The following is a 22,503-nucleotide window of genomic DNA, read 5'->3' as shown; positions in this document are numbered from 1 at the left end:
AGCTACACTTCTTTGTAGATTTCGTTAAATGGAATTCTAAAACGTTCTCCATAAACACCTTTTGGCTCTCTAATTCCACAAGATACGATCATGTTAATTTCAGCACCAAAAGGCAAACCCAACAAGTTTTTAACCCTAAGTGTATCTGAACCTTCCATTGGGCAAGTATCATAACCTTCTGCAGCCATAGATATCATAAAGTTTTCTGCTGCTAAACCACAAGTTTTATGAGCTACAATTCTCATATCACTTTTTCTAACTTGTCTGTAAATGGGTTTAAAAAAACCAATTACTGTAACCATTATAAATTTTAAAAAACCTAAAATCCCCAAAAAATCGGCATAAGCAAAGGGTATAATTTTACCATAATAATTTCTCGCTGTTTTTTCTCTACTAGATTGTTCGCTTTTTGGATTGTTTGCTCCAAAGTTTTTATCAATAAACTTTAAATTGGCTTGTGCTCTCTCTTTCCATAAATCTTTACGCGTTACAAAAATTACCAATTGCTGTGCAGTTCTTGCTGCATTTTGATTAAAACAGAAAGGCGCAATTTTAGCTATAATATCTTTAGAAGTAATGTGATAAAATTCCCATAATTGCATATTGCTACTGTTAGGAGCCAAAGCAGCTTGCTCTAAACATTTTTTAACAATTTCTGTTTGTATTGGTTTGTTGGCGTCATAAATTCTTACTGATCTTCTGTATGCAATTGCTTCAGAAACTGTTTTTTCTTGATTCATAAAGTATTTATGATAGATTATTTAATTTTTTATTCATTACCCAAAACCAAATTGGTGGCATAAATGAAAGTAACATCATGCCTGGATAACCTGTTGGCATTTGTGGACTTTCTGGTAATGATTTTAATAATTGATAATGCTTAGAACCATTATAATGATGGTCTGAATGTCTAGACAAATTAAAAAGTAGTACTTGCCCAACTTGATGATTGCTGTTCCAAGAGTGATTTCTTTTTACACGTTCATATCTTCCATGATTGTTCTTTTTACGCAACAAACCATAATGTTCTATATAATTTACGGTCTCTAATAAAAGAATACCAATTATTGCTGCTGCTATGAATGCTAGCAGAACAAATTGACCAAAAATAAAGTAGATTAGTGCTAAGAGAAGGATGTTACAAAGTGTATATATTACCATTCTATTTTGGTGATGAAACCAATATCTATTCAAAGATTTCATGCGCTTGTTTTCTAATTGCCAAGCTTGGAAGTAACTTGTAAAATGAGAGCGAATCCAAAAAATGAATAAAACCTCGTTTTTTCTTGCAGTAGCAGCGTCTTTTGGTGTTGCTACATTATAATGATGCCCTCCATTATGATAAGGTAAAAAGTGTGTATTTAAAGAAGTAAGTAATAAAATTTCACCAATAAATTCGCCAAATCTTTGATTTCTATGACCTAATTCATGACCCACATTAATACCTATTACTCCACACATAATACCCATTCCAAAAATTCTACCAAAGATTTCTGAGTTATTAAGATTTGGTTCTTGAATTGCATAAAAAAAGAAGATTAAAAACGCAATCTGCATAGGTAGAGTTGCATATAATAAATAGGTGTAAAGTTTGTTCTCTTTCTCTACTTTCTCTTCTTCTTTTGAGAAATTGTAGGTGTTGGGTTTTATAAAGAATTCCAAAAGCGGAACTAATCCAAAAAAAACAAGTGCAGGTAAATAAGTAAGCCAACCTTTATTTGTAAAAGAAATGTATACTACTAAAGGTAGAATTAAAATGGTAAAGTATTTTAGGGCTTTCATTTAGAATTTAATTTTCTAAATATAGCAATTACTTACAAGCGTTCCAAATTACTTCGTTAGGTGTTGGTGCAAGAACAGAAATTTTCTCTTTAGCCACAGGATGTATAAATTCTATTTTTCTGGCATGTAAATGAATACTTCCATCTTTGTTACTTCTGTTAAAACCATATTTTAAATCGCCTTTAATAGGGTAGCCTATATTCGATAATTGCGCTCTAATTTGATGATGTCTTCCTGTTTCTAAATCAATTTCTAAGAGTGTATAATTGTCTAACTTTTTAAGAACAGAATAATGTAAAATTGCTTTTTTAGAGCCCTCAATTTCCTTTTGAAAAACACTAGATTTATTATTCTTCGGATTTTTTTTCAGGTAATTAATTAATGTTGCTTTTTCTTTCTTTGGATGACTTTTTACAACAGCCCAATAGGTTTTATGAATTTCTTTGTCACGTAACATTTTATTTAAACGCTCTAAGGCTTTAGAGGTTCTTGCAAAAATTATAACTCCAGAAGTTGGCCTATCTAACCTATGCACTACACCTAAAAAAACATTACCAGCTTTGTTGTATTTATCTTTAATATATTCTTTTACAACATCACTTAAAGGTTTATCTCCAGTTTTATCACCCTGAGTAATATCTCCAGACCTTTTATTAACAATAATGATATGATTGTCTTCAAAAAGTACTTGTAAGTTTTGCTTAGTAGAATGCATAACAGCTATAGCTAAGTTTATTTAAAATCTTTAGCAACGTCTTCGTTTACACTATCAATAAAATCTAAAAATTCTTTACGACCTAATCCTGTAGAAGAAGAGGTTAAAAAGTTCATTGGTAATGTTTCCCAATGTTGCAATAATTTCTTTTTGTAAGATGTAATTTGCTTGTTTAATTTAGAGCTCCCTAATTTATCTGCTTTTGTGAAAACTAAACAAAAAGGAATTTGATTTTCTCCCAAAAAGCGCATAAAATCTAAGTCTATTTTTTGAGGATCGTGTCTAGAATCTATTAAAACAAAGGTGCAAACCAATTGCTCTCTTTCTTTGAAGTAATTCTCAATAAAGTATTGAAAAATAACTCTTTTCTTTTTAGAAACTTGAGCATAACCATAGCCTGGTAAATCTACCAAAAACCATTCTTCGTTTATTTTAAAGTGATTTATAAGTTGGGTTTTACCTGGTTTTCCAGATATTTTTGCCAAATCTTTACGCTCCATTAACATGTTGATTAATGAAGATTTACCAACATTAGAACGTCCTATAAAAGCGTATTCTGGTATTCTATCTTTTGGTGCATTAATAACATTACTGTTACTCATTACAAATTCAGCAGACTTAATTTTCACTATAAAAAGCGTTTTAGATGTTATTAGATTTTAACCATCCTTCAAGAATTTGGTTAAATTCTTCAGGTCTTTCCATCATTGCAGCATGACCACATTTATCAATCCAAAATAACTCTGAATTAGGCAGTAATTTATGAAAGTCATTGGCTACCTCTGGTGGAGTTACTCCATCTTGTTTTCCCCAAATCAAACATACAGGTAGTTTCATTTCAGGTAAATCATTGGCCATATTATGTCTTATAGCACTTTTTGCAATAGACAAGGTTTTTAATGCTTTCATTCTGTCATTAACAGTAGCATATACGTCATCTACCAATTCTTTTGTAGCAATTTTTGGATCGTAAAAAACATCTCTTGCTTTTTGCTCTATGTACTCATAGTTTCCTCTTTTTGGGAAACTACCACCCATGGCATTTTCATACAAGCCAGAACTTCCTGTTAATACTAAAGCATTTACTTTTTCTGGATAATGTTTTGTGAAATATAAAGAAATATGCCCACCTAAAGAGTTTCCTAAAAGCAAAGCACTATCAATTTTTTTGTAGGCTAAAAAATCATGCAAATAGCTTGCTAAATTTTTAACATTGGTTTGTACAAGTGGTAAAGTGTATAAAGGTAATTCAGGTATTAATACCTTATAACCGTTGTTTGAAAAATGATCAAAAGTAGACCCAAAGTTACTTAAAGCCCCCATTAATCCATGTAAAACAATGATTGCAGGTCCTTCACCAGCTTCTGCATATGTAAACTTATCTTCAGTTTTTAACTTGTCAGTCATTGATTTTTGTTTAGATCACTAAAAAGCAAATGTAGTTCTTTTTTATGATATAAAAACCAATTAAACACTACCTCAATTAACGTTATTAACAACAGTGCAAATACTATAAACAGTAAGAAAGCGTTGTTTTTATTAACAATGTGGTAAAAAGTGGTAAAAAGTGGTAATTTTTATATATTTTTGATCATTAAATCTTTTTTAAGTGATTAATCTAATAGGTACATATGAATGTAAAGCTGACGCTAAAGGTAGGGTCATGTTTCCTTCTGCTTTCAAAAAGCAGGTATCACCTATTTTACAAGAAGGTTTCGTTTTAAAAAAGTCGGTTTTTGAGCAATGTTTAGAGTTGTATCCAATGAAAGAATGGAATGCAACCATGGCTGAGATTAACAAACTGAATAAGTTCAAGAAAAAAAACAATGATTTTATTAGAAGATTTACGGCTGGTGTAAAGGTAGTAGAATTAGATGCTACTGGTCGAATTTTAATACCAAAAAATTTATCTGAATTTGCAGGGATTAAAAAGCAAGTGGTAATGTCGTCTTCTGTAAATATCATTGAGATTTGGGATAAAGAGAAGTACGAAAACGCAATTGAGAATGCTGCTGAAAATTTTTCAGATTTAGCAGAAGAGGTGATGGGTAATACAGGTGGAGATGAGTTATCATAATGCAGTTTTATTACAAGAAAGTGTAGATGGCTTAAATATCAAAGAAGATGGTATTTATGTAGATGTTACGTTTGGTGGTGGAGGTCATTCTAAAGAAATTTTAAAAAGATTAGGTAAAAACGGTAAGTTGTTTGCTTTTGATCAAGATCCTGATGCCATTAATAATGCTATAGATGATGAACGTTTTGTATTGATTCCTGAAAACTTTAGATACATCTCTCGTTTTTTAAGATTTCATAGAATTAAAAAAGTAGATGGAGTTTTAGCGGATTTAGGGGTTTCTTCTCATCAATTTGATGAGGCTGAAAGAGGTTTTTCAATTCGTTTTGATGGTGATTTAGATATGAGAATGAATCAAAAATCTAAAATCTCAGCAAAAGAAATCATCAATAATTATTCTGAAGAAAAGTTAGCAGAAATTCTTTTTTTATATGGAGAGTTAAGAAATTCAAGGAAATTGGCTAGAACAATTGTACATGAAAGAAAAAATGCTCCTATAGAAACTAGCTTTCAGTTAAAAGAGGTGCTTAAAGCTTTTTTACCTAATGCAAGAGAACATAAAATTTTAGCGCAAATTTTTCAAGCGATTAGAATTGAAGTAAATGAGGAATTAGAAGTTTTAAAAGAGTTTCTTCAGCAAATACCAAATTTATTAAATGAAGAAGGTAGGTTAAGTGTTATTTCTTATCATTCTTTAGAAGATAGATTGGTTAAAAGATTTATTAGAACAGGTTTGTTTGAAGGTGAACCAGAAAAAGATGTTTTTGGAAATTCTAATGAGCCATTAAAAAAAGTTGGGAAGTTAATTGTGCCTCCAAAAGAAGAAATTAAAATAAATAATAGAGCAAGAAGTGCAAAACTAAGGTTAGCCACGCTTAAATAATATGTCTAAAGTTAAAAGAAACATATACGATATTTTAAGAGGTAGCTTTTTAACAGATGAGTCATCTTTCAAAAATTGGGGTATCATCTTATTTGTGGTCATCTTATTGTTGGTAATGATTACGAGTGCACACAATGCAGATAAAAAAGTAATTCGAATATCAGAATTAAACAAACAAAAAAGAGAGCTAAGAGCAGAATATGTAGATACAGGTACTATTTTAATGCGAATGAAAATGGAATCTAGTATAAGAGAGAAAGCAATTGAAAGAGGTTTAAAACCTTCAGAAACACCACCGAAAAAAATAAAAGTAACCTATAAAGATTAAAACAAATTGGCAACCCACAAAAAAAGCATACTTACCAAATTCTACATAGTAGCTTCTTTTATGACGCTTTTTTTGTTTGCAGTGGTTTTTCGAGTAATCAACATTCAATATTTTCAAGGAGAAAAATATAAGAAGCTTTCTACTGAACTTACCATCAAACAAGATACAATTTACGCGAATAAAGGAAACGTCTATGCTGCAGATGGTAATTTATTGGCTACATCTATGTCTAAATATACAATTAGAATGGATGCTGTTGCTGTAAATGGTAATGTGTTTGAAAAAAATGTAGCTGGTTTAGCTAAAGAGCTAAGTTTCATGTTGGGTAAGAGTCAAAAATATTATGAAAACAAACTAAGATCTGCAAGAAAAAGAAAAAACAGGTATTTGTTGTTGGCTAGAAATATTGGCTATAATGATTACCTAAAGATGAAACAATTCCCGATTTTTAAATTAGGAGTGTACAGAGGAGGTTTTATAGCAGAGCACAAAACAGTAAGAGCACATCCAATAGGTAAAATTGCAGAAAGAACTATTGGTTATGATGATTTTAGAGGTGAAGCTGGTATAGAAGGTGCATTTGCAGATTTTATGGAAGGTGAAAATGGTTTGCGATGGAAACAGAAAATCGCTAAAAATCAATGGAAACCTATTTCTGATGTTAACGAAAAAGAGCCTATAGATGGCCATGATGTGATTACAACTATTGATGTAAATATTCAAGACATTACACATCATGCTTTACTAAAACAACTGGAGTATTTTGAAGCAGATCATGGTTGTGCTGTGGTTATGGAAACAGCTACTGGCGAAATTAAAGCAATTTCTAATTTAGGAAGAACTTCTAAAGGTAAGTATTACGAAAAAAGAAATTACGCAGTTTGGGAAAGTCATGAGCCAGGATCAACATTTAAGTTGGCAAGTTTAATGGCAGCTTTAGATGATAAAAAAATTGATACTTCTACTGTTGTAGATACAGAAAAAGGTAAAATTTATATTCATAATAAAAAGGTCGAAGATTCAAGAAGAGGTGGTTATGGTAAAATATCTGCAGCTCGTGTTTTTGAGGTTTCCTCTAATGTGGGTATTGTAAAGTTAATTAAAGAACATTATGATGATGAGCCAGAAAAGTTTATAAGTAAACTAGAAAAATACGGATTCACTAAAAAGGTCGGTTTTCCAATAAAAGGTGAAGGCAAACCATACATACCTAAACCAGCAGATAAAGGTTGGAACAAGATTTCTTTAGAGTGGATGTCTTGGGGTTATGGAGTTTCTGTAACACCAATGCAAACGTTAATGTTCTATAATGCTGTTGCAAATAATGGAGTAATGGTTAAGCCAAGATTCGTTAAAGAATTAAGAAGAGGAAATAAGGCAGAAACTGTATTCGAAACAGAAATTGTACATCCTAAAATTGCATCTGATGAAACCTTAAAAAAGGTCAGAAAAGTAATGGAGAATGTAGTAATTAAAGGTACTGCAGATAATATCTATTCCTCTAACTTTTCTATGGCAGGCAAAACAGGAACTGCCAAAAAGTTTATGCCAAGAATTAAGAATAAAGATGGTAATTGGGAAGGTGGTTACTACTCTACAAAACATTATGTAGCCTCTTTTGCTGGCTTTTTTCCTGCAGATGAACCTAAATATTCATGTATAGTTGTGGTTCATGATCCTGATAAAAAGAAGGGGTATTATGGAGCTACAGTTGCTGCACCAGTTTTTAAAGAAATTGCACAAAAAATATATACAACAACACCTATAGACAATCAATCTGTAGATGATAACGTACAATTTGCAGCATTAGAAAAGCAGTTCAAAAAATACAACGAAATAATTACAAAAGAACATACTAAAGTGCCTAATGTTAAAGGTATGAATGGTATGGATGCAATATCACTTTTAGAGAACATTGGTTTAAAGGTACAGATTTCAGGAGTTGGAAAAGTGCAGAATCAATCTATCAAAAAAGGAGAAATATTAAAAAAAGGATCAACCATTACTTTAAAATTATCATAGTCTGAAGAATTTACAAGACATATTGTATAAAGTAGCCATTAAGCAAGTATTTGGTAACACAAATATTGAGGTGAATGAGCTCGTTTTCGATTCAAGGAAAGTGGGTAAAGGTGATGTGTTTATTGCTCAAAAAGGAGTAAATGTAGATGGTCATTTATATGTAGATAAGGCAATTGCTTTAGGAGCAAAAGCTATTATTTGCGAAGGTTTTTCTTTTGATAGAAAAGAGGGTGTTACCTACGTAAGAGTTTCAGATGCTAATGAAGCATTAGCAATTATGGCGTCTAACTTTTATGAAAATCCATCAACAAAATTTCCTATAGTTGGTGTTACAGGTACTAATGGAAAAACGACTATAGCTTCATTATTATATCAACTATTTACAAAGGCAGGTTACAAAGTTGGTTTGCTTTCTACAGTAAAAATATTGGTAGGAGATAAGGAGTATAAAGCTACCCATACAACACCAGATTCTGTTACTATAAACAGCTATTTAGATATGATGTTAGAGGCAGGTGTAGAGTATTGTTTTATGGAAGTAAGTTCTCATGGAATCCATCAAAAGAGAACAGAAGGTCTGAGTTTTGCAGGTGGAATTTTCACCAATCTGTCTCATGATCATTTAGATTATCATAAGGATTTTGCAGAATACAGAAATGTAAAAAAGAAGTTTTTTGATGAATTGCCAAAATCTGCTTTTGCACTAACCAATATAGATGATAAAAATGGCAGCTTTATGTTGCAAAATACACAAGCTAAAAAATACAGCTATGCTTTAAAAACAATGGCTGATTTTAAAGTTAAGATTTTAGAAAAGCAATTATCAGGTACCTTAATTTCTATTGATAATACAGAGGTTTGGACAAAATTAATTGGAGTTTTTAATATCTACAATCTTACAGCAATTATTGCAACTGCAGAGTTATTAGGTTTGGAGAAGCTAGAAATTTTAACGATCGTAAGTCAGTTAGAAAGTGTAAATGGTCGTTTTGAATATGTTATTTCTGATGATGGAGTTACAGCAATTGTAGATTATGCTCATACACCAGATGCATTAAAAAATGTTTTAGAAACTATAAATGATATCAGAACCAATAACGAAAAAGTAATTACGGTTGTTGGTTGTGGAGGTGATAGAGATAAAACTAAAAGACCTAGAATGGCACACATAGCTGCTCATTTAAGTAATCAAGCCATTTTTACTTCAGACAATCCAAGAACTGAAGATCCACAAAGTATTTTAGATGAAATGGAAGCAGGTATTTCTCCTGAACATTACAACAAAACACTTACAATAATTAATAGACAGCAAGCCATAAAAACAGCTTGTAAGTTATCAGATGCTGGAGATATTATTTTAATTGCTGGTAAAGGTCATGAAAGTTATCAAGAAATAAATGGGGTTCGTACTCATTTTAAGGATCTAGAAGAAGTTACTAATTGTTTTAATCAACTTAAAAAGAAGTAGAATGCTGTATTATTTTTTCCAATATTTAGATACCCAGTTTAGCATTCCAGGTGCAGGTGTATTTCAGTTTATTACATTTAGAGCAGCTGCAGCGTTTATTCTGTCTCTTTTAATTTCGTCTATTTATGGTAAACGAATAATTAATTTTTTAAGAAAACAGCAAGTAGGAGAAACAGTAAGAGATTTAGGTTTAGAAGGTCAAAAACAAAAATCTGGGACACCAACAATGGGTGGTATCATAATAATTTTAGCCACTCTTATTCCTGCAATTTTACTAGCTAAGTTAGATAATATTTACATCATCATTTTACTAATTACCACAGTTTGGATGGGTTTTATTGGTTTTCTAGATGATTATATAAAGGTTTTCAAAAAAGATAAAGCAGGTTTAAGTGGTAAGTTTAAAGTGTTGGGGCAAGTTGGTTTAGGAGTAATTGTAGGTTCAATGCTATATTTTAACGAAGGTGTAACTATCAAAGAACAATTACCAATTGAGCAACAAATTATTCAAGAAAATGGTAGAAAGCAAGTTTTTGGAGAAGCACATAAATCTACCAAAACAACAGTGCCATTTTTTAAAGACAATGAGCTAGAGTATTCTAAAGCCTTAAGTTTTTTTGGTGATGGATATGAAAAATATGGATGGATTGTTTTCATTTTTATTACAGTATTTATTGTAACTGGTATTTCTAATGGAGCAAATTTAACAGATGGAATTGATGGTTTAGCAGCAGGTTCATCAGCAATAATTGTAATTACACTCGCTGTTTTTGCCTGGGTTTCTGGTAACATCATTTTCGCAGATTATTTAGATGTCATGTACATTCCTAATTCTGGTGAAATGACTGTTTTTATCCTAGCTTTTGCAGGAGCTTTAATTGGTTTTTTATGGTATAACACATATCCTGCTCAGGTTTTCATGGGTGATACAGGTAGTTTAACTATTGGAGGAATCATTGCAGTTATAGCCATTTCAATTCGTAAAGAATTGTTGTTGCCAATTTTAGCAGGAATTTTTGTTATTGAGAATTTATCTGTAATCATGCAAGTTTCTTGGTTTAAGTACACACGTAAAAAATATGGTGAAGGAAGAAGAATTTTTAAAATGTCTCCTTTACATCACCACTATCAAAAGCTAAGTTATCACGAAAGTAAAATTGTAGTGCGTTTTTGGATTGTAGGAATTCTATTAGCAGTATTTACAATAGTAACATTAAAATTAAGGTAAAAAAGTGCTTGTCCTAACTTTCCCTTGGGAAAGGATGAGCAACTTTTATTAAAAATATGAAGCATCAAAAAAATACAGAAAAATCAATCTTAAATTATTTAGGAGAGAATGGGTTTTTGGTGATTCTTGGAGGAGGAGAAAGTGGAGTAGGTACAGCCATTTTGGGAAAACAAAAAGGGTATAAAGTTTTTCTTTCTGATAAGGGAGCAATAACCAAAGAGTACAAAAAAGTTCTTTTACATCATCAAATAGATTTTGAAGAAAATCAACACTCAGAAACTAAAATTTTAGAAGCTGATGTTGTCATGAAAAGTCCTGGAATTCCAGATACAGTTCCTTTAGTTCAAAAGTTAGTTGAAAATGCAATTCCAGTAATTTCTGAAATTGAATTTGCAGCAGCTTTTACCAAGGCAACTATGGTAGGTATAACAGGTTCAAATGGTAAAACAACAACAACATTGTTAACGCATCATATTTTAAAAAATGCAGGTTTACATGTTGGTGCTGCAGGTAATATTGGAGATAGTTTTGCAATGCAAGTTGCTGAAAATTATTATGATAATTATGTATTAGAAATAAGTAGTTTTCAATTAGATGGAATTACAAATTTTAAACCACATATTGCCATTTTAACCAATATTACTCCAGATCATTTAGATAGATATAATTATGATTTTCAGAATTATATAAACTCAAAATTTAAAATTACAAAGAATCAAGAAAAGACTGATTATTTAATTTACGACGCAGATGATGACGTAATTACAAATTGGTTAAAAGAGAATAAAACAGAAGCAAAATTAGTGCCATTTTCAATAGAAAAAGAATTGGAATATGGTGCATTTATAAAAGACAATAACATCACAATCAATATACAAAAAGATATATTTCATATGCCAATATCATCATTATCAATAAAGGGGAAACACAATACAAAAAATGCAATGGCAGCAACAATGGCAGCTCAATTGCTTAAGGTTAGAAAAGATTCCATAAAAGAAAGTTTATCAAATTTTGAAGGTGCAGAACATCGTTTAGAAAATGTAGCTAAAATTAAAGATGTTAATTATATCAACGATTCTAAAGCAACAAACGTAAATGCAACTTTTTATGCTTTAGAATGCATGGATCAGCAAACAATTTGGATTGTTGGTGGTGTAGATAAAGGAAATGACTATACAGATTTATTGCCTTTGGTTAGAGAAAAAGTAAAAGCAATTGTTTGTTTAGGTATAGATAATGAGAAAATAAAAAATACGTTTGGTAACGTAATTGAAACCATTGTAGAAACTGCAGGTGCAGAAGAAGCAGTTAAAGTTTCTCATAAATTAGCGGAAAGAGGAGATGCAGTTTTATTATCACCTGCTTGTGCAAGTTTTGATTTATTTCAAAATTATGAAGACAGAGGTCGTCAATTCAAAAAAGCAGTAAGAAACTTATAATAATTAAAAGTTGAAAACAGTATTTAATCATATTAAAGGAGATAAAACCATTTGGGCTATTGTAGCTATTTTGGCAATATTTTCTTTTATGCCAGTTTATAGCGCAAGCACAAACTTGGTGTATGTGGTTGGTTCTGGTTCAACTTTAGGTTATTTAGTAAAACACATGGTTTTACTAATTATGGGCTTTGGAATTATTTACGGAGTTCATAAAATTCCTTATCGTTATTTTTCTGGAGGCTCTGTGCTTATGCTTCCAATAGTTTTTGTGCTGTTAATATTTACAATGATGCAAGGCACAACCATTGGTGGTGCAAATGCAAGTAGATGGATTCGTATTCCATTTGTAGGTATTGGTTTTCAAACATCAACGCTTGCAGGTTTAGTGTTAATGGTTTATGTAGCAAGATATTTGGCAAAGAATAAAGAAAAGCAAATCAACTTTAAAGAAAGCTTTCTGCAACTGTGGTTACCTGTAGGAGCTATATTAATGCTAATTTTACCAGCAAACTTCTCAACAACAGCTATTATTTTTGCAATGATTTTAATGGTAACCTTTATTGGTGGTTATCCTTTAAAATACTTAGGTTTAATACTTGGTGCTGGTATTTTGATGTTAGCTTTTTTTGTGTTGATAGCAAAAGCATTTCCTGATGCAATGCCTAACAGAGTGCAAACTTGGCAAAGTAGAATAGAGAATTTTTCTGATGCTGATAATAAAGAAGCGTATCAAGTAGAAAAGGCCAAAATTGCAATAGCAACTGGTGGTCCAATTGGTGTTGGGCCAGGAAAGAGTGTACAGAAAAACTTTTTACCTCAATCATCTTCAGATTTTATTTTTGCTATTATTATAGAAGAATATGGTTTGGTAGGTGGTGTAATTATTGCTACTATATACTTTCTCTTACTCTTTAGAATATTTGTTGTCATTAGAAAAACAACAACAATTTTTGGAACATTGCTTGTAATTGGTGTGGGTTGTCCTATCATTTTTCAAGCGATAATTAATATGGCAGTTGCCACAAATTTGTTTCCAGTTACAGGTCAAACTTTACCATTAATAAGTAGTGGAGGTACCTCTATTTGGATGACATGTTTTGCATTAGGAATGATTCTTAGTGTGAGTGCTTCTAAACAAGAAACAGAAGAAGATATTTTAGATGATAACCCTTTAGATATATTGCATGAAACCATATAACATACTTATTTCTGGAGGAGGAACAGGTGGTCATATCTATCCTGCAATTGCAATTGCAAACGAATTAAAATGGCGTTTTCCAGATGCTAATTTTCTCTTTGTTGGTGCAAAAGATAAAATGGAGATGGAAAAGGTGCCTCAGGCAGGTTACGAAATAGAAGGATTGTGGATTTCTGGAATACAAAGAAAACAATTGGCTAAGAATTTAGGTTTCCCATTTAAGATGTTAGATAGTCTTTGGAAAGCAAGAAGAATTATAAGAAAGTTTAATCCAGATGTAGCTATAGGTACAGGAGGTTTTGCAAGTGGGCCAACCTTAATTATGGCCAATAGAAGAAACATACCAACCTTAATTCAGGAACAAAATTCTTATCCAGGAATCACTAATAGGTTATTAGGAAGACGTGCAAATAAAATTTGTGTTGCTTACGATGATTTAAATCGATTTTTCCCAGCAAATAAAATTGTAAAAACAGGGAATCCTGTTCGTCAAGATTTGCTAAGTATTCACTCTAAAGTGGATGAAGCTAAAGCGTTTTTTCACTTAGATACAAAGAAGAAAGCAATTTTAGTTTTAGGAGGTAGTTTAGGTGCACGTAAAATAAATCAACTTATAGAAAGTAACCTAGAGTTTCTAGAAGCACAGAATGTTCAAGTTATTTGGCAATGTGGAAAATTATATTTTAATGAATATAAAAAGTACAATGATTTAAAGCATGTTCAAGTTCATCAGTTTATCAATAAAATGGACTTGGCTTATGCAGCTTCAAATATTATAATTTCTAGAGCAGGTGCAAGTTCTGTGTCTGAATTATGCATTGTGGGTAAACCAGTAATATTTATTCCTTCACCAAATGTGGCAGAAGATCATCAAACTAAAAATGCCAAATTTATTGTAGATAGACATGGAGCTATTTTGTTAAAAGAAAATGAGTTAGATACTTTTAAAATTGTTTTTGAAACCTTGTTAAAAGATGAAGGTAAACAACAACAATTGTCAGAAAACATAAATGAACTGGCCCTACCAAGTGCAACAAGAGATATTGTTAACGAAGTAGAAAAATTATTAAAGAAGTGAATTTAAATAACATACATAACATTTATTTTATAGGTATTGGTGGCATAGGTATGAGCGCCATTGCAAGATATTTTGCTGCACAAGGTAAAAATTTGGCAGGTTATGATAAAACACCTTCTGAAATAACAAAAGAATTAGAGAAAGTTGGTGTAGCTATTCATTTTATTGATGCTGTAAAAAATATTCCATTAGCATTTTTAGATAAAGAATCAACTTTGGTAGTTTATACACCAGCAATTCCTAAGAATTCAGAGGAATTGAATTATTTTAAAAATAACAAATTTACCATTCTTAAAAGAGCAGAAATACTAGGATTAATTACAAAATCTACTTTTTGTTTGGCAGCTTCAGGTACACATGGTAAAACAACAACATCATCTATTTTAGGACATATTATGCAACCTGAAAAAGCAACTTCTTTTTTAGGTGGAATAGCTGAGAATTATAACTCAAATTTAATTTTGGGTGATGATAAAATTACTGTTGTTGAAGCAGATGAGTTTGATAGATCTTTTCTACAGCTAAGTCCTAATATAGCTTGTGTAACCTCTATGGATGCAGATCATTTAGATATTTATGGAGAAGCATCCTCTTTAGAAGCATCATTTATTGCCTTTACTCAAAAAGTTTCAGACACTTTAATTGTTGCAAAAGGTTTGCATTTAGAAGGCTTAACCTATGCTGTAAATGAAGATGCAGATTATAAGGCTTATAATTTAAGAATTGAGCAAGGTACATATGTTTTTGATGTGCAAACTCCTACCAATCAGATAAAAGATATTGTGTTTCATTTGCCAGGCAAACACAATGTAATGAATGCTTTAGCTGCATTAGCCATGGCCGATGTTTATGGTGTTTCTTTAGAGAATATTAAAAAGCAGTTATCAACATTTAAGGGCGTAAAACGAAGGTTTTCTTATAGAATAAAAACTAATGATTTTGTATTGATAGATGATTATGCTCATCATCCAACAGAATTAAATGCAGTGGAAAATTCTATTAGAGAAATGTATCCTAATGAAAAAGTGTTAGCAGTTTTTCAACCGCATTTATTTTCTAGAACCAAAGATTTTATAGACGATTTTGCAAAAGCGCTTTCTAAATTTGATGAAGTTATTCTGCTAGATATTTATCCTGCAAGAGAAGAACCAATTCCAAATGTAACTTCAGAATGGCTTTTAAGTAAAATAAATATCAAGCAGAAAAAAATAACAGAAAAGAAAAATATTATAAAAGATATTAAACAATCATCTGCAAAAGTGGTTGCAATGTTAGGTGCAGGTGATATAGGTGTATTAATAAATGAGGTTTCAGATCACCTTTTAAAACTACAAAAGAATGAAGTTTAAAAGAGTTTTAAAATATCTGTTTTTTGTAGTCATAACAGTTAGTTTGGCGTTCTTATACAGTTTTTCTAGTAAACGAAATAACGCTTTAGAAATAGAAGAACCTATTATAGAATTTAATGAAGGAGAGACCAATTTTCTTACATATTCTATGGTTAATAAATTGTTAATACAAAATACAGAAAGTATACAAAACCAAGCAAAATCTGTGATAGATTTATATGTTCTAGAAAATAATGTGTCTAAAAACCCTTATGTAGAAAAAGCAGATGTTTTTTTAACCATAGATGGTAGGCTAAAATCTGTAGTAAAACAGAGGCAACCTGTGGCTCGAATTTTAGGAGCTGAAGAAGTATATTATATTGATAAACAAGGGATAAAAATGCCTTTGTCTACAAATTATTCTTCAAGAGTTTTGTTAGTTTCTGGAGTGAATAATGATGATGAAATTTCAGAAATTCTGCCTTTAATTTTAAAGATTGAAGGAGATGATTTTTTGCATAAAGAAATCGTCGGAATTCTAAAATCTGCCGAAAATGAATACCAATTTTCTGCAAGAAGTGGAGAATATAAAATCGATTTTGGAAATTTATCCGAAATGGATATAAAATTTAAAAAATTAAAAGCGTTTTATAATAAAACATTTGAAGACAAAACAATTCAAAATTATAAAACAATTAATGTAAAATATCACAACCAAGTTGTGTGCACTAAATAAACTAAAATGGAAGACAATAAAATAGCTGTTGGTTTAGATATTGGTACAACCAAAATTGTTGCCATGATTGGTCGTAAAAACGAATATGGTAAAATTGAGGTAGTTGGTATTGGTAAAGCAAAAAGTTTAGGTGTAAAACGTGGTGTAGTAAGTAATATCACACAAACAATACAATCTATTCAGCAAGCTGTAGATGAAGCAGAAAGTGTATCTGGTGTAAAAATAGAAGACGTAGTTGTAGGTATTGCTGGGCAACATATTAGAAGTTTACATCATAGTGACTATATCACCAGAAATAATGCAGATGAAGTAATTGACGAAGCTGATATAGAAGATTTAGTAAATCAAGTACACAAACTGGTAATGTTACCAGGAGAAGAAATAATTCATGTTTTACCACAAGAATTTAAAGTAGATTCTCAAGCTGATATTAAAGAGCCAATAGGTATGTATGGAGGTCGTTTAGAAGCAAATTTTCATGTAGTAGTTGGTCAAGTATCTTCAATCAGAAATATTGGTAGATGTGTAAAAAGCGCAGGTTTAGATTTAAATGAAATCACACTAGAACCTTTAGCTTCTGCACAAGCAGTATTAAGTCAAGAAGAAAAAGAAGCAGGTGTTGCTTTAATTGATATTGGAGGAGGAACAACGGATTTGGCCATTTTTAAAGATGGTATCATTAGACACACAGCAGTAATTCCATTTGGGGGTAATGTGATTACAGATGATATTAAAGAAGGTTGCTCAATTATAGAAAAACAAGCAGAGTTATTAAAAATAAAGTTTGGTTCAGCTTGGCCAGGTGAAAACAAAGAAACAGAAATTGTTTCAATTCCAGGTTTAAGAGGCAGAGAGCCAAAAGAAATTACGCTTAAGAATCTATCAAAAATTATACATGCAAGAGTACAAGAAATTATAGAGCATGTGTATTTAGAAATTAAAAATTATGGGCATGAAACTGCCAAAGGAAAATTAATTGCAGGTATTGTCTTAACAGGAGGTGGTTCTCAGTTAAAACATTTACGTCAATTAGTAGAATACATTACTGGTATGGATGCTAGAATTGGATATCCAAATGAACATTTGGCTGGGGAATCTGATGAGGCATTATCTAGTCCTTCTTATGCAACTGCAGTTGGGTTGTTGATGGAAGGTTTAGAAAAAGATATCAAAATAGAAGAAGTAGAAGAGGTTTTAGAAGATATAATAGAAAACACACAAGATGATGTTGTAATAGAGCCTGAACCAGCACCAAAACCAACACCAAAAAAGAAATCTTTTTTCGAGAAATTTACAGAAGGTTTGAAAGATTTTTTAGATAATGCTGAGTAATTAGCATTAAAGACACCAAAAAAAGAACAATACACAAGAACACAAAAATATAAAGTTAGTATGAGCTTAGATTTTGAAAACATTGAATTTGTTATGCCTAAAACACAATCAAACACCATTAAAGTAATTGGTGTTGGTGGTGGAGGAAGCAATGCTGTAAACCACATGTTTCAGCAACATATAAATGGGGTAGATTTTGTAATCTGTAATACAGATGCACAAGCTTTAGAAAATAGTCCTATACCAAATAAAATACAGTTAGGAGCTACACTTACATCTGGTTTAGGAGCAGGTGCAAATCCAGAAATTGGTGAACAAGCTGCTAAAGAAAGTATGCAAGAAATTCAGCAGATGCTAAACAACCAAACTAAAATGGTTTTTATTACTGCAGGAATGGGTGGAGGAACAGGTACAGGAGCTGCACCAATTATTGCCAAAATTGCAAAAGATATGGACATACTTACTGTGGGTATTGTTACTATGCCATTTGCTTTTGAAGGTAAAAGAAGAACCAAACAAGCTCAGTTAGGTATAGATCAATTGCGCCAAAATGTAGACTCTTTAATTGTTATAAACAACAATAAATTAAGAGAAGTTTACGGAAACTTAGGATTTAAAGCAGGTTTCTCTAAAGCCGATGAAGTTTTATCTACAGCATCTAAAGGTATTGCAGAAGTAATTACACATCACTACAAACAAAATATAGATTTACATGATGCTAAAACTGTGCTTTCTAACAGTGGTACAGCAATTATGGGTTCTGCAAAAGAAGAAGGGCAAACAAGAGCTAAGAATGCTATTATTAAGGCCTTAGATTCGCCATTATTAAATGATAATAAAATTACAGGAGCTAAAAATGTATTGTTGTTAATTGTTTCTGGAACTAGCGAAGTTACTTTAGATGAAATAGGTGAAATAAACGATTATATTCAGGATGAAGCTGGTTATGATGCCAACATTATTATGGGTATAGGTGAAGATGAAGAACTAGGTGAAGCTATCTCTGTAACTATTGTAGCTACTGGTTTTGCAGCAGATCAGCAAAGTAATATTACCAACACAGAAGTTAAAAAAATCATACATACTTTAGAAGAGGAGCAGAGAGCAACATATAATTTTGAAGAAAAAACAATTTCTAGACAACCAAGTTTAGAAACTCCAATTTCTGAAAAGCAAGAGCCAAATGCAAAAATTGTTCATACTTTAAGTGATGATTTAGAAGAGAATAACAATCAACCAAAAATGGATTTGGTACAAACCAATGAAATAATTGCTAGTATGCCTGTTTCTTATGAAAACGTTCAGCCAGATGTTATTTCTGAAGACGACTTTATAATTACAGATACTACAAAAGCAGAAGAAGTTATAGAGCAAGAAGCACCTAAAATGACTTCTAACTCATTGTTTGATATTCCTTTAAACGATTATACAGAAATAACAAAAGACGAAGAAATTAGGTTTAGTTTAACCAATGAAGAAGAAGTTAATGTAAATGAAATAGAGGTTTTTGGAGCAACTGAAATTGTAGCTAAAAAGGAAACTAGATATGTTTTAGAAGACTTTGATACAGAACCAACTATTGGTAAAAGTTCTCAAATTGTAGAGCGTAAAGTAGAGGAAGAAGATGAAATTCAATTCGAATTAAAAACAACAAAGCCTCAATCTGAAATTAATGAAATTGATACTTTAAGTGAAGAAGTTTCACCTTTAGATTTAACCATTAATGAGTTACAAAAAAGAGCTGAAGAAAGACGTAAAAGCATGAAAAAGTTCAACTATAATTTTAATGAAAATTTAAATAAAAATATAGATGAAATTGAGCGTCAACCTGCATACAAAAGACAAGGTGTAGATTTAGATAGAAATGCTACTATTAGTAAAGTAAAAACAGCATTAAAAAAAGATACAGATAGTATTGATTTTAAATCTAATAATTCTTTTCTACATGATAATGTAGACTAGGGTTTTGTAAACTAAATTATATTAAAATCACATCTGAAATAGATGTGATTTTTTTTTGAGTTTAATGTTCGATTAAAATCAGTTAAGCTTGATTAAAATACCGTTCGTCGACACTTAATTGCAGTAAACCTTTGATTAGCATTTTATTACTTCTTTAAAAGGTATTTTTGTATAAAATTAATAACGATGAACCCAACATTACACATTTTAAACAAATTCAACCTGGTAATCTTATTACTATTGATAGGTTTTACAACAAACGCTCAACAAGAGCCTTTCAATTGTGATTACAATGCTTACTTATTTCAAGCTAATGATGTATATGCTATTGATTTAGCATCAGGTAGTTCTTATTTAGTAAAGAAAGATGTAACACCAGGTAGTGTTAATGCTGTAGGTTACAATCCTGCAGATGGTTTTATTTGGGGCTCTTTAAGTTCTCCATCAAAATCAATTGTAAAAATTGGTAAAAACTTTCAAACAGAAACATTTTATATACCAGAATTACCAACCGCAAATAGATATGTTGGTGATGTTAGTTCAACAGGAATTTATCATTTAAAACCAGGAGGAAGTACTGCATACAGGGTAGATTTAAATCCTGAATCAGATACATATGGAAAGTTTCTTTCAACCTTTACACTTTCATCAAACATAAACATACATGATTGGGCTTTTAATGCTGTTGATGGTTTATTGTATACTGTAGAAAAGAAAACGAATATTTTATATAGAATAGATCCTGATACTGGAAATCTTCTTAATTTAGGTGTTGTGCCAGTTTTAGACGGTTTAAATTATACATTTGGAGCAGTATATTTTGACGTTGAAGGTAGATTTTACGTTTCTGCAAATCAAACAGGAACTGTATATGTAATCCAAGATGTACAAAACTTAGAAGTAGGTTCTACTTTAGATTCTAACTTATTTGCTTTTGGGCCATCAAGTAGTTTAAATGATGGTGCTAGATGTCCAACAGCTCCAGTTCCACAAGAAGATTGTAAAAATGGAGTAGATGATGATGGAGATGGTTTAACAGATTGTGATGACCCTTCTTGTTCAGGTGTTGCAGAATGCCCAGTAATTACTCCACAAGTTTCTTCTGGTAACAATGGTGGTTTAGAAAGTAATGATAGATTATCTACTTTAATCAATAAAAGAAACTACTTAAGAAGCAAAAACAATTATAAGTTCGATAAGTTTAGTGCTAAGAAATTAGTAAAATCAAAATCGTACAAAACTGCAGCTTCTAAAAATACAGATATCAATTTAATCGATTTAATCCCTATGGATGTTTTACCTGGCACATATGCTGTGGAATCATCTCCTGCAGATTTAATTGAAATGACAAATGCAACAGAATTATTCTCTGTAGATTATATAAAAGATGATAATACAATAGCTGTAATTTTAGCAACTAAAACCGAAAATGGTGTTTACGAACACACTAAGTTTATTTGCGATCGTCTTTTAGGTGCAGAATTACTTTCTGTATCAACCATAGAAATTAGAGAACAACAATTCATAAAATCAATCATTAAAAATACAGATGGTACTAAAGAATTTGTTTTAAGTTTTTCTGGTAAATTATCAACAGATACAAATAACTTCGAAATAGAAAGTCACTGGAATTTAGATAAGTACACAGAAAACGAAACCTATTATAACTTCCAAATTTGGACAAACCAAATAGATGATTTAGTTACTCTTGGAGAAGAAGCATTAGAGTTGTTTAATGTAAAGAGAGATATTACAACTTATAATAACTCTACACCTCCACCAGTATTTGTAAAGAAAGGAAAGTATAGAAATGGAAGCTTAGAATTAGAAATTGTAAATGCTAATAAAAGTACAAGCTTTGTTTATGATGCAGGTTTTAAAAGAACAGAAACTTCTTCAACACAATATTCTAATGAAACCATTGCTTTAAGTGGTGAGTTTTTAAATCCTTTAGTAATTAATACAGGTAATGTATTCGATATCGGTTTTAGAATAGAGAACAATACTAACGAAACTCCAGATGACTTATTTATGTCAGATGGTCCTTGGGGAGTAGATGATTCATCTGCAGGAACAACTGTAGAGAGTTTTGATATTGCACAGAATAATGATGTGTACTCAGGAAATGGTTATAGAGTAGAAAGAAACATTTCTTTACAAGCAAATACAAGTACTTATGTTGCAGCTTACAGAGCATTTACACCAAGATTCAAGGCAGTAGATTTATCTGAGTTTGATGTGTTAGAATTAAATGCACAAGGAACAGGAGATTTAGAAATTACAATTGTTAAAGAAGGTATAGATAAATGGGAAGATCAATTTAGAACTGTTATTAAATTAACAGATGAAAATACACACTTTGCAGTTCCATTAGCACATTTTGTATCAACTTTAAATCATGATATAGATTTAACAGATGCAACAAATATTGTATTCACAATGTCTTCTGATGGAGTAGAGGTAATGACCAAGCAAATGAATTTAAGCGATATTCAATTTACTCAAAATGCATTAAGTACAGATAATGTTGTTGTAGATGAAAATGAGACATTATTATTTCCAAACCCAATGAAAACCGTTTCTGAAATAAGATTTTATTCAGAAGTAAATGCAGAAACAGCAATAGAGATCTACAACATGGCTGGTATTTTGGTTAAAAAATTAAAGTTAGAAACCTCAATTGGTAACAATAGCGTAGATATTAATAGAAATGGATTAAGCTCTGGGCTGTATATCATTAAAATATCTAATGATTATAGAACTTATAATAGTAAAAAACTGGTATTGAACTAGTCTTTAATATCCCCAACTTTCACTGATAAAACCATCAACAATTAAGTTGATGGTTTTCGCGTTTTAGAACTTTTATTGTTTTTTTTAAAGTTTTTTTTCTAATTGTCGTAAACCATAAACCCTAAAGATTC

General features: G+C 31.1%; 19 protein-coding genes. 14 read left to right on the top strand and 5 right to left on the bottom strand.

Features of this window, described 5'->3' with window-relative positions; genetic code table 11:
* Positions 1–2: 2 nt before the first annotated feature.
* Genes LPB302_RS07160 through LPB302_RS07140 form a run of 5 tightly spaced genes read right to left on the bottom strand, consistent with a single transcriptional unit; the run spans position 3 to position 3,904 of the window.
* Positions 3–740 carry a nitroreductase family protein gene (locus tag LPB302_RS07160; RefSeq protein ID WP_053974207.1) on the bottom strand — a complete coding sequence of 246 codons (738 nt, stop codon included), beginning with the start codon at positions 738–740 and terminating at the stop codon, positions 3–5.
* Positions 741–747: 7 nt separating this feature from the next.
* Positions 748–1,782 carry an alkane 1-monooxygenase gene (locus LPB302_RS07155; RefSeq protein ID WP_053974208.1) on the bottom strand — a complete coding sequence of 345 codons (1,035 nt, stop codon included), beginning with the start codon at positions 1,780–1,782 and terminating at the stop codon, positions 748–750.
* A 28-nt stretch (positions 1,783–1,810) separates the two neighbouring features.
* On the bottom strand, positions 1,811–2,497 hold the full coding sequence (locus tag LPB302_RS07150) for an RluA family pseudouridine synthase (protein ID WP_053974209.1): 687 nt from the start codon (positions 2,495–2,497) through the stop codon (positions 1,811–1,813).
* Between the two features lie 17 nt (positions 2,498–2,514).
* Positions 2,515–3,126 carry a ribosome biogenesis GTP-binding protein YihA/YsxC gene (gene yihA / locus LPB302_RS07145; protein WP_053974210.1) on the bottom strand — a complete coding sequence of 204 codons (612 nt, stop codon included), beginning with the start codon at positions 3,124–3,126 and terminating at the stop codon, positions 2,515–2,517.
* Positions 3,127–3,139: 13 nt separating this feature from the next.
* Positions 3,140–3,904 (bottom strand): alpha/beta fold hydrolase, encoded by a 765-nt coding sequence (locus tag LPB302_RS07140; protein ID WP_053974211.1) that lies wholly within the window; start codon positions 3,902–3,904, stop codon positions 3,140–3,142.
* 202 nt (positions 3,905–4,106) lie between these two features.
* Between LPB302_RS07140 and mraZ the strand changes: the two genes are divergently transcribed.
* The 14 genes from mraZ (at position 4,107) to LPB302_RS07070 (ending at position 22,372) form a co-directional block, all read left to right on the top strand.
* On the top strand, positions 4,107–4,574 hold the full coding sequence (gene mraZ, locus LPB302_RS07135) for a division/cell wall cluster transcriptional repressor MraZ (protein ID WP_053974212.1): 468 nt from the start codon (positions 4,107–4,109) through the stop codon (positions 4,572–4,574).
* Positions 4,561–5,457 (top strand): 16S rRNA (cytosine(1402)-N(4))-methyltransferase RsmH, encoded by an 897-nt coding sequence (gene rsmH / locus LPB302_RS07130; protein WP_053974213.1) that lies wholly within the window; start codon positions 4,561–4,563, stop codon positions 5,455–5,457. Before mraZ ends, rsmH begins: the two co-directional genes overlap by 14 nt.
* A 1-nt stretch (position 5,458) precedes the next feature.
* A complete protein-coding gene (locus LPB302_RS07125) occupies positions 5,459–5,785 on the top strand; it encodes an FtsL-like putative cell division protein (RefSeq protein WP_053974214.1) in 327 nt (108 codons plus the stop codon).
* Between the two features lie 60 nt (positions 5,786–5,845).
* Positions 5,846–7,807 (top strand): penicillin-binding protein, encoded by a 1,962-nt coding sequence (locus LPB302_RS07120; RefSeq protein ID WP_053974215.1) that lies wholly within the window; start codon positions 5,846–5,848, stop codon positions 7,805–7,807.
* 1 nt (position 7,808) lies between these two features.
* Positions 7,809–9,275 (top strand): UDP-N-acetylmuramoyl-L-alanyl-D-glutamate--2,6-diaminopimelate ligase, encoded by a 1,467-nt coding sequence (locus tag LPB302_RS07115; RefSeq protein WP_053974216.1) that lies wholly within the window; start codon positions 7,809–7,811, stop codon positions 9,273–9,275.
* A 1-nt stretch (position 9,276) separates the two neighbouring features.
* The gene (mraY, locus tag LPB302_RS07110; RefSeq protein WP_053974217.1) at positions 9,277–10,503 is read left to right on the top strand and encodes a phospho-N-acetylmuramoyl-pentapeptide-transferase; all 1,227 of its coding nucleotides are present in this window, start codon (positions 9,277–9,279) and stop codon (positions 10,501–10,503) included.
* A gap of 56 nt (positions 10,504–10,559) precedes the next feature.
* A complete protein-coding gene (murD, locus tag LPB302_RS07105; protein ID WP_053974218.1) occupies positions 10,560–11,945 on the top strand; it encodes a UDP-N-acetylmuramoyl-L-alanine--D-glutamate ligase in 1,386 nt (461 codons plus the stop codon).
* Between the two features lie 10 nt (positions 11,946–11,955).
* The gene (locus tag LPB302_RS07100; protein ID WP_053974219.1) at positions 11,956–13,143 is read left to right on the top strand and encodes an FtsW/RodA/SpoVE family cell cycle protein; all 1,188 of its coding nucleotides are present in this window, start codon (positions 11,956–11,958) and stop codon (positions 13,141–13,143) included.
* Positions 13,130–14,221: an undecaprenyldiphospho-muramoylpentapeptide beta-N-acetylglucosaminyltransferase gene (murG, locus tag LPB302_RS07095; RefSeq protein ID WP_053974220.1), complete on the top strand. Its 1,092-nt coding sequence runs from the start codon at positions 13,130–13,132 to the stop codon at positions 14,219–14,221. Before LPB302_RS07100 ends, murG begins: the two co-directional genes overlap by 14 nt.
* Positions 14,218–15,570 (top strand): UDP-N-acetylmuramate--L-alanine ligase, encoded by a 1,353-nt coding sequence (gene murC / locus LPB302_RS07090; protein WP_053974221.1) that lies wholly within the window; start codon positions 14,218–14,220, stop codon positions 15,568–15,570. Before murG ends, murC begins: the two co-directional genes overlap by 4 nt.
* A complete protein-coding gene (locus tag LPB302_RS07085; protein WP_053974222.1) occupies positions 15,560–16,285 on the top strand; it encodes a cell division protein FtsQ/DivIB in 726 nt (241 codons plus the stop codon). The genes murC and LPB302_RS07085 overlap by 11 nt, the downstream gene beginning before the upstream one ends.
* 6 nt (positions 16,286–16,291) lie before the next feature.
* Positions 16,292–17,617: a cell division protein FtsA gene (gene ftsA, locus LPB302_RS07080; protein WP_053974223.1), complete on the top strand. Its 1,326-nt coding sequence runs from the start codon at positions 16,292–16,294 to the stop codon at positions 17,615–17,617.
* 60 nt (positions 17,618–17,677) lie between these two features.
* Positions 17,678–19,579 carry a cell division protein FtsZ gene (gene ftsZ, locus LPB302_RS07075; RefSeq protein ID WP_053974224.1) on the top strand — a complete coding sequence of 634 codons (1,902 nt, stop codon included), beginning with the start codon at positions 17,678–17,680 and terminating at the stop codon, positions 19,577–19,579.
* Positions 19,580–19,765: 186 nt separating this feature from the next.
* Positions 19,766–22,372, top strand: a complete 2,607-nt coding sequence (locus tag LPB302_RS07070) for a T9SS type A sorting domain-containing protein (protein WP_053974225.1) — start codon at positions 19,766–19,768, stop codon at positions 22,370–22,372.
* Positions 22,373–22,503 lie beyond the last annotated feature (131 nt).

The sequence above is a fragment of the Polaribacter dokdonensis genome, assembly GCF_024362345.1.
Taxonomy (GTDB): Bacteria; Bacteroidota; Bacteroidia; order Flavobacteriales; family Flavobacteriaceae; genus Polaribacter; species Polaribacter dokdonensis.
Note: the sequence above shows the minus strand (reverse complement) of the source record. Positions and strands in the feature narration are given on the sequence as shown.